Annotated in this window: 14 protein-coding genes; 8 read left to right on the top strand and 6 right to left on the bottom strand. The window is 61.5% G+C overall.

Going from position 1 to position 11,904, the window contains the following annotated elements; all coding sequences use genetic code 11:
* Positions 1–190: 190 nt before the first annotated feature.
* The 3 genes from rpsI to NKI35_RS29815 form a co-directional block, all read right to left on the bottom strand.
* A complete protein-coding gene (gene rpsI, locus NKI35_RS29805) occupies positions 191–673 on the bottom strand; it encodes a 30S ribosomal protein S9 (RefSeq protein WP_023669408.1) in 483 nt (160 codons plus the stop codon).
* Between the two features lies 1 nt (position 674).
* The gene (rplM, locus tag NKI35_RS29810) at positions 675–1,139 is read right to left on the bottom strand and encodes a 50S ribosomal protein L13 (RefSeq protein ID WP_023669409.1); all 465 of its coding nucleotides are present in this window, start codon (positions 1,137–1,139) and stop codon (positions 675–677) included.
* Positions 1,140–1,356: 217 nt separating this feature from the next.
* Positions 1,357–1,821: a PaaI family thioesterase gene (locus tag NKI35_RS29815; protein WP_352742349.1), complete on the bottom strand. Its 465-nt coding sequence runs from the start codon at positions 1,819–1,821 to the stop codon at positions 1,357–1,359.
* Between the two features lie 146 nt (positions 1,822–1,967).
* On the opposite strand from NKI35_RS29815, the gene NKI35_RS29820 reads away from it, so the two are divergent.
* From NKI35_RS29820 to NKI35_RS29845, 6 genes are all read left to right on the top strand, one after another.
* Positions 1,968–2,789 (top strand): enoyl-CoA hydratase, encoded by an 822-nt coding sequence (locus tag NKI35_RS29820; RefSeq protein ID WP_023689473.1) that lies wholly within the window; start codon positions 1,968–1,970, stop codon positions 2,787–2,789.
* A gap of 11 nt (positions 2,790–2,800) precedes the next feature.
* Positions 2,801–3,223 carry a VOC family protein gene (locus NKI35_RS29825; RefSeq protein WP_352742350.1) on the top strand — a complete coding sequence of 141 codons (423 nt, stop codon included), beginning with the start codon at positions 2,801–2,803 and terminating at the stop codon, positions 3,221–3,223.
* 8 nt (positions 3,224–3,231) lie between these two features.
* Positions 3,232–4,014: an AAA family ATPase gene (locus tag NKI35_RS29830; RefSeq protein WP_352742352.1), complete on the top strand. Its 783-nt coding sequence runs from the start codon at positions 3,232–3,234 to the stop codon at positions 4,012–4,014.
* Positions 4,011–4,532, top strand: a complete 522-nt coding sequence (locus tag NKI35_RS29835; RefSeq protein ID WP_023711525.1) for a CoA-binding protein — start codon at positions 4,011–4,013, stop codon at positions 4,530–4,532. The genes NKI35_RS29830 and NKI35_RS29835 overlap by 4 nt, the downstream gene beginning before the upstream one ends.
* A 174-nt stretch (positions 4,533–4,706) precedes the next feature.
* On the top strand, positions 4,707–5,987 hold the full coding sequence (locus NKI35_RS29840; RefSeq protein WP_352742354.1) for an O-acetylhomoserine aminocarboxypropyltransferase: 1,281 nt from the start codon (positions 4,707–4,709) through the stop codon (positions 5,985–5,987).
* A 153-nt stretch (positions 5,988–6,140) separates the two neighbouring features.
* On the top strand, positions 6,141–6,488 hold the full coding sequence (locus NKI35_RS29845) for a cupin domain-containing protein (protein ID WP_023730883.1): 348 nt from the start codon (positions 6,141–6,143) through the stop codon (positions 6,486–6,488).
* Positions 6,489–6,508: 20 nt separating this feature from the next.
* On the opposite strand, the gene NKI35_RS29850 is transcribed toward NKI35_RS29845, so the two are convergent.
* The 3 genes from NKI35_RS29850 to NKI35_RS29860 all read right to left on the bottom strand — a co-directional run bounded on the left by NKI35_RS29850 (position 6,509) and on the right by NKI35_RS29860 (position 9,189).
* Positions 6,509–7,225, bottom strand: a complete 717-nt coding sequence (locus NKI35_RS29850) for a transporter substrate-binding domain-containing protein (RefSeq protein WP_352742356.1) — start codon at positions 7,223–7,225, stop codon at positions 6,509–6,511.
* An 18-nt stretch (positions 7,226–7,243) separates the two neighbouring features.
* Positions 7,244–8,491: a cytochrome P450 gene (locus NKI35_RS29855; protein WP_352742358.1), complete on the bottom strand. Its 1,248-nt coding sequence runs from the start codon at positions 8,489–8,491 to the stop codon at positions 7,244–7,246.
* A 107-nt stretch (positions 8,492–8,598) separates the two neighbouring features.
* Entirely contained in the window at positions 8,599–9,189 is a 591-nt protein-coding gene (locus tag NKI35_RS29860; RefSeq protein ID WP_352742360.1) for a hypothetical protein, read from the bottom strand.
* A gap of 308 nt (positions 9,190–9,497) precedes the next feature.
* Between NKI35_RS29860 and clpP the strand changes: the two genes are divergently transcribed.
* Positions 9,498–10,127: an ATP-dependent Clp endopeptidase proteolytic subunit ClpP gene (gene clpP / locus NKI35_RS29865; RefSeq protein WP_023682306.1), complete on the top strand. Its 630-nt coding sequence runs from the start codon at positions 9,498–9,500 to the stop codon at positions 10,125–10,127.
* Positions 10,128–10,424: 297 nt separating this feature from the next.
* Positions 10,425–11,699, top strand: coding sequence for an ATP-dependent Clp protease ATP-binding subunit ClpX (gene clpX / locus NKI35_RS29870; RefSeq protein ID WP_023682305.1), 1,275 nt, complete (start codon positions 10,425–10,427; stop codon positions 11,697–11,699).
* The last annotated feature ends 205 nt before the right edge of the window (positions 11,700–11,904 follow it).

Genomic DNA, 11,904 nt, shown 5'->3' on the forward strand with positions numbered 1-11,904 from the left:
TCATCAACAAGCGATTCGTGTGTCATCGCAGTGTAGAATCACACCCGATTCCGCAGGGCAATACCTATCTTAGCGCCTATGCCCTCGATGGGGAGGTCGCGCCGAAGGCGGGGGTGGGGTGACTGCCGTGACCGCAAAACAAAAAAGGCCGCCCGGAAGCGGCCTTTCGATTGCTTGAAGCCCGATACGCTTAGCGCTTCGAGAACTGGAAGCTGCGGCGGGCTTTCGCCTTGCCGTACTTCTTGCGCTCGACGACGCGGCTGTCGCGGGTCAGGAAGCCGCCCTTCTTGAGCACGGCGCGCAGTGCCGGCTCGTAGTAGGTCAGCGCCTTGGAGATGCCGTGACGAACGGCACCGGCCTGGCCGGACAGGCCGCCGCCGATGACGGTGGCGACGATGTCGTACTGGCCGGCGCGGTTGGAAGCGATGATCGGCTGGTTGAGGATCATCTGCAGGACCGGACGCGCGAAATAGGTCGCGAATTCCTTGTCGTTGACGACGATCTTGCCGGAACCCGGCTTCACCCAGACGCGCGCAATGGCGTTCTTGCGCTTGCCGGTGGCGTAGGCGCGGCCCGACTTGTCGAGCTTCTGGACATGCACGGGTGCTGCCGGCTGGGTGTTGGTGTTGCCGGTGGCGGCGCCCAATTCTGCGAGCGAGGAAAGCTCAGCCATCTTATGCAACCTTCTTGTTCTTGGCGTTCAGCGCGCCGACGTCGAGGGTGACGGGCTGCTGGGCGACATGCGGATGTTCCGTGCCTGCATAGACGCGGAGGTTCTTCATCTGGCGACGGCCGAGCGGCCCGCGCGGGATCATGCGTTCGACGGCCTTCTCGACGACACGCTCGGGGAAACGACCCTCGAGCAGCTGGCGCGCGGTGCGCTCCTTGATGCCGCCGGGGTGACCGGTGTGCCAGTAGTAGACCTTGTCGGTGAACTTCTTGCCGGTGAACACCACCTTGTCGGCATTGATGACGATGACGTTGTCGCCGTCGTCGACATGCGGGGTGAAGGTGGGCTTGTGCTTGCCGCGAAGATGATTGGCGATGACAGTGGCGAGACGGCCGACGACGAGACCCTCGGCGTCGATCAGCACCCACTTCTTCACCACATCCGCAGGCTTCTGCGAAAAGGTTGCCATGGATTTTTCTGCTTTCGGTTAGGACCTTCCGAAGAAGGCGTTTCTTGTTGCTTGGATTGGCGACAAGGCATTTGCCCGCCGCCAATAACAAAACGGCGGCCTTTGCGGGCCGCTGCTTCGTGACGGCTTATAGGCGAGGGGAGTGGGCACGTCAAGGCGCGGGAAAAGCACGTCTGCTCGTAAAGTGCAATAAAAACAAAGGTTTAACCAAAAGGTATTATTTTACCACATCGGCGGCGCGCTTCGGCGGGATCGAGTAGGTGCCGGTCGCATGCGCTACCGTGGGTCCCTTCGGTCCGGCGACGATGTCGATATCGAAGACCATCAGGCTCTTGCCCAGCTTCAGGATGCGGCAATGGCCGTCGATCGGCCCGGCTTCGGCCTTGCGGACGAAATTGATGTTGAGGTTGACCGTAACCGAAAGCGCATCCGGTCCTGCGTGGCTGAGCACGCAGACATAGCCGCCAATGTCGGCCAGCGTGAACAGCGACGGACCCGATACCGTGCCGCCGGGACGCAAATGCCGTTCGTTGGCGTTGAGCCGCACAGTGCAGCCGCCAGGGAAAACATCGAGCGCCTCGTAGGAGGTGAATTCGTCGTTGAGCTGCGGATAGACGCTGGCCATCAGCGCATTGACTTCAGCCGCCGTCAGCACCGGCTTGAGATTATCCTGGGCGGGCATGTCGGTCTCTCGTTCTATGCCGGGCCTGTATGAACGCAATGATGCGCTTCTGGCAACACCTCTGGCGCAAGCGATGGGTGTTGATGAAACTCGATCCGATATTAGATAGTCTGGCGGCGCCCGGCGGAATCGCGGAGACCCTTGTCATGGCCGAAATCCTTTCGATCAAACCTGTTGCCATAGACGGGCCGGTCATCGCCGGGCTGGACAAGGGCGTGCTGCGCCTGACGCTCGCCAATCCGCCCGCCAATGCCTTGTCGCTTTCCGTCATGGCGGCATTGAGCGCCGAGCTCGACCGTGCCAAGGCCAACAAATCGGTCCGCGTCATCGTCTTGGCGGCCGCCGGGAAAGTCTTCTGCGCCGGTCACGATCTCAAGGAAATGACCGCGCGCCGCGCCGACGCCGACAAGGGCAAGGGGTTTTTCGAGCAGACATTTTCGGCTTGCGCGGCGTTGATGCAGCAGATCGTGCGCCATCCGCTCCCGATCATCGCCGAAGTCGATGGCCTAGCCACCGCTGCGGGGCTGCAACTGGTTTGCAGTTGCGACCTCGCCATTGCCTCGCATGAAGCGACCTTCTGCACGCCGGGCGTCAATATCGGCCTGTTTTGTTCGACGCCGATGGTGGCGCTGTCACGCAACGTGTCTCACAAGCACGCCATGGAAATGCTGCTCACCGGCGAGACCATCGATGCCGCAACCGCCAAGGAATTCGGCCTGGTCAACCGCGTCGTGCCGCGCGAATACCTGAATCAGATCGTCACCAAATACGCGCAAACCATTGCCTCCAAATCATCTCTGGTGGTCAAGACCGGCAAGGAAGCCTTTTACGCGCAGGCCGAGATGGGGTTGGCGGACGCGTATGCCTATACCGGCCGCGTCATGGTCGAGAACATGCTGGCCCGCGACGCCGAGGAAGGCATCGGCGCCTTCATCGGCAAGCGCAAACCGGAATGGACGGACGAATAGGTTTTCGATCCATGGAACCACGCATCTCCATCATCACCATCGCCACCGACGATCTCGAGCGCGCCGTGCGCTTTTACGAGGGCATGGGCCTGAAGCGCCACGCCGGCATCACCGATGGCGTCGCCTTCTTCCAGATGGGCGGCGCCATTCTCGGCCTGTTCCCGAGGCCAAGCGCCGAGGAGGATTCAGGCATTGCCTTCGCCGCAGCACCGTCGGCGGTCTACCTCGCCTACAACACCCGCTCCGATGCCGAAGTCGACGACGTGCTGGCGGCCGCCGAGAAGGCCGGCGGCAGGATCGTCAAGACGGCAGGCCGCGCCTTCTGGGGCGGCTGGTATGGATATTTCGCCGATGCCGACGGCCATGTCTGGGAAGTCGCACACAATCCGGCCTTCCCGATCGCGGATGACGGCACCATCTCGCTGCCGGACTGAGCGTCCGCATGGGCTATCGCAAGCAACTGACCCGGCTTAAGGCGCCTTATCTCAAACGCATCCTGATTGACCCCGAGCGCGTGGAAGATTGGGAAAAATATCCATGGAACCTGCCGCTGTTCCGCGGCCGCGAATTCGAGCTCGAATTCACCACGCCGATCACCATCATCGTCGGTGAAAACGGCACCGGCAAATCGACACTGCTGGAAGCCATCGGCGCGCTGGCCGGTTACGACGAGGCCGGCGGCGGCAAGGGCTATCGTCCGGTCGATCATTCCATCGCCATCGACAAGAGCGGTGCGGCACTGGCGAATACATTCCGCGGCCACTGGCTGCCAAAAGTCACCGCCGGCTGGTTCTTTCGTGCCGAATCTTTTTACTCGGTCGCGCGCTATCTCGACCAGGCGGCACTCGAAGACCCGTTCGGACCGCCGCCACCGGACTTTCTATCGTGGTCGCATGGCGAAGGGTTCATCCGCTTCTTCGAGGAGCGCTGCCGCCGGCAAGGCATCTACATCCTCGACGAGCCCGAAAGCGCGCTGTCGCCATCGCGGCAGATTGAGCTGCTAAAGATGCTGCGGCAGATGGACCGGTCCGGCACGGCGCAAGTGATCATGGCGACGCACTCGCCGCTGCTGATGGCTTGTCCGGGCGCGCGGCTGTTTCGCATCAGCCGCTTCGGCCTCGACCCCACAGATTTCACCGATACGGATCATTTTCGCATGATGCGCGACTTCTGCACGGACCCGCAGTCCTTTATGGAGGAAGCACTGAGGGAGACCGACGAGTGAATCACGATAGCTACGACAATGCCTATATCGGCGGCATCCTCAATTCTGTGAAGACCATCGCCATGGTCGGCGCGTCGGCCAACGATGTCAGGCCGAGCTTTTTCGTGCTGAAATATCTGCTGGCCAAGGGCTTTTCGGTGTTTCCGATCAATCCTGGGCAGGCCGGCAAGGAAATCCTCGGCCGCATGACCTATGCCAGCCTTGCCGATCTGCCGGAGCCGGTCGACATGGTCGACATCTTTCGCGCCTCTGCATCGGTGCCCGGCATTGTCGATGAGGTGCTGAAGCTCGACCCCTTGCCGAAGGTGATCTGGATGCAGCTTGGCGTGCGCGACGACGAGGCGGCCGCGCGTGCCGAGGCGGCCGGTATCAAGGTGGTGATGAACCGCTGCCCGAAGATCGAATATGGCAAGCTGTCGGGCGAGATCGGCTGGACCGGCGTCAACTCCGGTGTGCTTTCGTCGAAGAAGCCGCTGATGCGGTCGGGATTCCAGAGTTTCGGTGTGCGCCAGAAGTAAGGCAGTGAATGGTGAATGGTGAATAGAAGGATTTTCCTGGAAGCCGGGTAAAGCCGCATACGAGCGGCTTGCAATCAAGGTGGGACTGGCCGACTTTGCGACCACCATTCATCGCTCACCATTGACCATTGACCATTTCATCATTCACACGTTTACCGCTCAGGGAGGTTTTCGATGACCCGCACGCCCGGTTTCAACACGCTCGCCGTCCATGCCGGCGCCAAGCCCGACCCGGCGACGGGCGCACGCGCCACGCCGATCTACCAGACGACCTCCTTTGTGTTCGACGATGCCGACCATGCCGCTTCGCTGTTCGGGCTGAAGGCCTTCGGCAACATCTACACCCGCATCATGAACCCGACCCAGGCGGTGCTGGAAGAGCGGATCGCGGCGCTCGAAGGCGGCACGGCTGCACTTGCCGTCGCTTCCGGCCATGCCGCACAGGTGATCGTGTTCCACAATCTCATGCGGCCTGGCGATAATTTCGTCGCAGCCACAAGGCTTTACGGTGGTTCGATCAATCAGTTCGGCCATGCCTTCAAGAATTTCGGCTGGGAGGTGCGTTGGGCCGACACCAACGACGTCTCCACTTTCGAAAGCCAGATCGACGACAAGACCAAGGCGATCTTCATCGAGAGCCTGGCCAATCCCGGCGGCGTCTTCGTCGACATCGAGAAGATCGGCGACATCGCCCGCAAGCACGGCTTGCCGCTCATTGTCGACAACACGCTGGCCTCGCCCTATCTGGTGCGGCCGATCGAGCATGGCGCCGACATCGTCGTCCATTCGCTGACCAAGTTCATCGGCGGCCACGGCAATTCGATCGGCGGCGCCATCGTCGATGGCGGCACGTTCGACTGGTCGAAATCCGGCAAATATCCGATGCTGTCGGAGCCGCGCCCCGAATATGGCGGGCTTGTCCTGCACGAAACCTTCGGCAATTTCGCTTTCGCCATCGCCGCGCGCGTGCTCGGCCTGCGCGACATCGGCCCGGCAATTTCGCCGTTCAATGCCTTCCTGATCCTGACCGGGCTGGAGACCTTGCCGCTCAGGATGCAGCGCCATTGCGACAATGCGATCACCGTAGCCGGCTGGCTGTCCAACCACCCCAAGGTCGCCTGGGTCAACTATCCCGGCCTGCCCAGCGACAAGAACAACGCGCTGCAGAAGAAATACTCGCCGCAAGGCGCCGGTGCTGTCTTCACCTTCGGCCTGAAGGGCGGCTACGAGGCCGGCATCAAGTTCGTCGAGGCGCTCGAACTGTTCTCGCACCTCGCCAATGTCGGCGACACCAAGTCGCTGGTCATCCATCCGGCATCGACCACGCATCGCCAGCTTTCCGACGAGCAGAAGGTCAAGGCGGGTGCGGGACCGGACACGGTCCGGCTGTCGGTTGGCATCGAGGATGTCAACGACATCGTCGCCGATCTGGAACAGGCTTTGGCCAAGGTTTGATTTTTTGAGTGAGTAGTGAGTAGTGAGTAGTAGCCGGTATTTGTTAGTAGCAGTGATTAGTGATTAGCCACCCGCTCGAGGGAGCGCTTTCCACTCACTACTCACTACTCACTACTCACTACTCACTACTCACTAACCTGTTGGAGGCAAACCCTGTCCGCGCATTACCTGACAATATCGACCGACAGCGTCGACGCCGAACATGACGCCCCGGCGCCGGATCGTCTGATTGCGGGCGATCCGAAGTTCCGCACCTGGAATGTCGAGGAGCGCGATGGCCGCCTCTATGCCGGCATCTGGGAAGCGACGCCGGGCAAATGGCGCATCGAATATGACGAATGGGAGTTCTGCCACATCCTTTCCGGCGTCTCGGTGGTTGCCGAGGACGGCGGCGAGGCCCGCACGGTGCGCGCCGGCGACAGTTTCGTGCTCAGGCCAGGCTTCAGGGGCAGCTGGGAAGTGCTTGAAACGACCCGCAAGGAGTATGTGATCAAGCTCTGATCACGCGGCGCGCTTGGACTTCACAAAAGCCGATCGATGTCAGTGTCGGAAAAGCCGTATCCGCTCATCATCTCCCTGTGCCAGGGACTGCCAAGCAAATCACTGAGACATAAGTCGACGCGCTGGAGCAGGGTGGCACTGCCTTTGGCGAGAGCGAAAGCGCCGGGCGCTGGCTGTTTTTCGACTGCCGGGACGTCGACGACGTCGAGAGGCGCGTCCGGTCGCCGGCTCAAATAGCCGCGATGCGCGAGCGCTACACTCGCATAGGCATGCACCACGCCGGCCGCGACGGCGTTAGCTGCTTCGGCCTGGGTGGCAAATATCCTTAGCCGTTCGGGCTGAATAGCGTTTTGCAGGGCCGTCCGGTGCTGGATCTGGCCCGAAATGACGCCGATCAGCGCCGTCCGATCATTGGCGATGGACCGATAGCCATCAAAGGCGCGGGGATTGTCTTTCGCGACCAGCAATCCATCCGCCAGCATCCAGATCGGCCTTGTGAAGTCGACCAGCTTCCGGCGGTCGTCGGAAATGAACAGGCCGGTGGTTATGTCCCACCGATCTTCGGCAAGCCCAGGCAGCAGCTCGGCAAACTCGGTCTCGATGGGCAAAAGTTCCAGCCCGAGCGTCAGGCAGACCCTCTTGGCCAGGCAGGCATCGCTGCCGCCCAGACGTCCCGATCCGTCGATAAAGCAGAAGGGTGGTTCCTGTAGAAAGGCGAATCTCATTTTCTTGGGCATGCGTCGGCTCCGCCGTCCTCACGAGCTCACAATGAGCTTTTCCAGCCCATGGAAATGATAGGTGTCGCGGAAGCGCGGCTCCTCCGCAAGATGGAGTTGCGGCTGCCGCTCGAACAGGGTTTTCAGCGACACCTGCAACTCCAGCCGCGCCAGCGGCGCACCGATGCAGAAATGGATACCGGCGCCGAACGAGACATTCTTCTGGTCTAGTCGGCCGGGCCGGAAGGCGCCAGGTTCGGCAAAGGCAAGCGGATCATGATTGGCCATGCCGAGCAGCAGGCCGACCGTCTCGCCCGGTTGTACGACAACCCCCGATGTCACCTCGACCTCCTGATAGGCGTAGCGGGTGAACATGTGCAGCGGCGCGTCGAAGCGCAGGCACTCCTCGACCGTTGCAGCGGTTGCTTCCGGCGAGGTGAAGAAACGGCCGGGGTCGCCGCCTTGCGCCAGCAACGTGCGCACGGCGTTGCCGGTTTGATGGACGGTCGCCTCGTGGCCTGCATTGAGCAGCAGGATGGCCGAGGACACCAGTTCATCCTCGGACAGCTTCTGGCCATCCTCTTGTGCCGCGATCAGCAGCGATAGCAGGTCGTCGCCAGGCTTCTTGCGCCGCTCAGCGACATAGCCACGCAAAAAGTCGGAAAAATCGCGCGCGGCGCGATTGGCCGCTTCCTCGGTCTCGCGCGTCCGGCCATGCATGTACATGGCCACCATCCGGTGCGACCAGTCGAGCAGTTGCGGCCCCATTTCGACCGGCACACCGAGCATTTCGGCAATGATGGTGATCGGCAAAGGTGCGGCGAAGCTGGGCAATAGATCGACCTGGCGCGGTTCGAAACGGTCGATCAGCTCATTGGCCAGCGCCTCCACGCGCGGCCGCAGCCGCTCGACCTGGCGCGAGACGAAGGCGCGGTTGACCAGGGTTCTGAGCCTGGTGTGCACCGGCGGCTCCAGCTCCAGCATCGAATTGCTCTCGATGCCGTCGAAAGCGGCCAAATGCGAGCGATCCTCGCCGATGCCGCGGCTGTCGGGAATGCCGGCCGGGTTCTGGCGGCCGAAGCGGCGGTCGCGCAACAGCCGGTTGACGTCGTCGAAGCCGCCAAAGCACCAGAAGCCGAATTCCTCCCAGAAGAAGGCATTCGATGCGCCATGCAGGACGGCATAGGCGTCGTAGGGGTTCTGGAAAAACGCCGGTTCGTGCGGATCGAGCCGCAGGCGGCGCGTGGCTGGATCAAAGGCGAGGTAGGGCGGCATGGATGTGGTCATGCCAGACCATTACCGCGGCTTGCCGGCTTGGTGCCAGACCGGATGTTGGCACCCGACGGCCCTATGGATTGAGCCAACCGAGGCGGACCTCGGCGAAGTACCGAAGTCTAATCATCGCAATGCCTGGCAATATGCACGCGGCGCCAGCTGGTCGAGCCTTCCTGCACCACCACCCGGCGCGCCATCCTCTGGTATGACGGCGCTATCTGGGTGACGTGCCGCCGCTCGGGCCGCACCAGCACTTCATGGGCGACGCTCTCATATTCGGCCGGCAGCACAACCCGGCGGGTGCGCTCCGGTTCAACCACCACCGTTTCGGCGACGCGCGCATAGCGCGCCTTGCGCCACACCTTGCACAGCACCTTGCGGCCGTGGATGACGCGCCATTCCCAGGCATAGCCGCCATCGTCGACCTGGACCGTGCGGTAAACGGTGCGGGTTCTCGCCGGTACGATGTCATAGGTGACTCGGGGCGGCGCGATCTGCTCGACGCGCTCGAGCGTGCCGTAGATCGGCGGGTCGTAGTGGACCAACTGCCCGCCGGGACTGACCATGACGTCTTCATAGACGGTGTCATAGAGCGCCGGCCTGTGCACCGGCTCATAGCATTCGGCGGCCCGGCCGCCGGCGACCGCATCGGACACCATGCCGAGACCGGCAAGGCCGGAAATGGCGAGGCAAACAGTTTTCCTGATCATGGCACTCCCCCTGTTTGAACGCGAGAAGGTGAGGTTCAACGTTGAACTGTAGGGGATGGTTCTCCGGGGGAAAGCGGTTTCGCCGCGTTTCGTTAAGCGACGCGGTTAAGGAATTGCTACACCGCAAAAACGCCGCTGGCCGTGTTCGGGCTTCCCTTGCGCGGAAACCTTGATTCGACTTAACCAGATGGCTAGGAGAGGCGGCCTTGCGCTAGGGTGAGCCGGCATCCTATTTACATTCTAACCGTCAAGAACCGATTCTGCCCGATGTTCCGGCGCCGGAATCCCATCTCCAAAAAGGGTAGTCCATGAAGAACCCCGTCGAAACCTACATGAACCTCGTTCCGATGGTGGTCGAGCAGACCAATCGCGGCGAGCGGGCCTACGACATTTTCTCGCGCCTGCTGAAAGAGCGCATCATTTTCATCACCGGCCCGGTCGAAGACGGTATGGCGACGCTGGTTTGTGCACAGCTTTTGTTCCTCGAGGCCGAGAACCCGAAGAAAGAGATCAATCTCTACATCAACTCGCCGGGCGGCGTGGTGACCTCGGGCATGGCGATCTACGACACCATGCAGTTCATCAAGCCGGCAGTGTCGACGCTGTGCATCGGCCAGGCGGCGTCGATGGGCTCGCTGCTTCTGACCGCCGGCCACAAGGACATGCGTTTTGCCACGCCGAACGCCCGTATCATGGTTCACCAGCCTTCCGGCGGCTTCCAGGGCCAGGCCTCCGACATCGAGCGGCACGCGCAGGACATCATCAAGCTGAAGCGCCGCCTCAACGAGGTCTACGTCAAACACACCGGCAAGAGCTACGAAGACATTGAAAAGACGCTTGACCGCGACCATTTCATGACAGCCGACGAAGCCAAGGATTTCGGCCTCATCGACAAGGTCATTTCGTCGCGCGAGCCGGTCGAAGGCGCTGCGGCATAATCGCTGCATGGCAGTTGGGTGGCGGGATAACGCGCTTTTGCTGGGATTTGCGGCATTTCGGCCACAATTGGCTGTTCCCTCGGTGGATGGGATTGCCTACGTTAAGGCTATGTTGATTTTCGACGGCTTAGCTTTGTGCAGGGTTGGCGCGAATCATTGCGACGTTTTCTGATTTGTGTTTCGTACGGAATGCGTTGCGGGAGCCGGGACACTGGCGGCGGCGAATTCCCGCGATAGATAGGATATGCGCGCCCTTTCAGCCAGACCATCGGCGGGCGGCCATGAAAGGACAGGAAAATGAGCAAAGTCGGCAACAACAGCGGTGATTCGAAGAACACGCTTTATTGCTCGTTTTGCGGCAAAAGCCAGCACGAGGTGCGCAAGCTGATCGCCGGCCCAACGGTGTTCATCTGCGACGAGTGCGTAGAGCTGTGCATGGACATCATCCGCGAGGAGAACAAGACCTCGATGGTGAAGTCGCGCGAGGGCGTGCCGACCCCGCAGGAGATCCTGAAGGTTCTCGACGACTATGTCATCGGCCAGCCCTACGCCAAGCGCGTGCTGTCGGTGGCGGTCCACAACCACTACAAGCGCCTCGCGCATGCCGGCAAGAACAACGACGTCGAATTGGCGAAATCCAACATCCTGCTGATCGGCCCGACCGGCTGCGGCAAGACGCTGCTTGCCCAGACGCTGGCCCGCATCATCGACGTGCCCTTCACCATGGCCGACGCGACGACGCTCACCGAAGCCGGTTACGTCGGCGAGGACGTCGAAAACATCATCCTGAAGCTGCTGCAGTCGGCCGACTACAATGTCGAGCGCGCCCAGCGCGGCATCGTCTACATCGATGAAATCGACAAGATCTCGCGCAAGTCCGACAACCCATCGATCACCCGCGACGTGTCGGGCGAGGGCGTGCAGCAGGCGCTTCTGAAGATCATGGAAGGCACCGTTGCCTCCGTGCCGCCGCAGGGCGGCCGCAAGCATCCGCAGCAGGAGTTCCTGCAGGTCGACACCGCCAACATCCTGTTCATCTGCGGCGGCGCCTTCGCCGGGCTGGACAAGATCATCTCGGATCGCGGCAGGAAGACTTCCATCGGCTTCGGCGCCATCGTGGCTTCGCCCGAGGATCGTCGCACCGGCGACGTGTTCCGCCTGGTCGAGCCCGAGGATCTCTTGAAGTTCGGCCTCATCCCCGAGTTTGTCGGCCGTCTGCCGGTCCTGGCGACGCTTGAAGACCTTGACGAGCCGGCGCTGATCCAGATCCTGACCGAGCCGAAGAACGCGCTGGTCAAGCAGTATCAGCGGCTGTTCGAGATGGAGAGTGTCGACCTGACCTTCCATGAGAATGCGTTGTCGGCGATCGCCAAGCGCGCCATTGAGCGCAAGACCGGCGCCCGTGGCCTGCGCTCGATCATGGAAGCAATCCTGCTCGACACCATGTTCGAACTGCCCGCTCTGGAAGGCGTGCGCGAAGTGGTGATTTCGGAAGAAGTGGTGACCGGCAGCGCCCGGCCGCTCTACATCTATTCCGAGCAGAAGGAAAAGAAGGGCAACGTCAGCGCCTGATCTGGCATCTGGCCTAACCTTTTTATGGAACGGCGCCCGCGGGGCGCCGTTTTGCTGTGGTGAGGTACCGATCCTTGTGACGGAGTGGATGAACGAACGTGTCGACCCTTGATCTTTGCCCCTCGTGCATCCAACTAACATCGGAAGGCCGTGGTGCCGAATTCTGTGCTGTAAAACTCCCGTCACAAACGGTGGTAGGCGGAAC

It is taken from the genome of Mesorhizobium sp. M0676, from assembly GCF_040320535.1.
Taxonomy (GTDB): domain Bacteria; phylum Pseudomonadota; class Alphaproteobacteria; order Rhizobiales; family Rhizobiaceae; genus Mesorhizobium.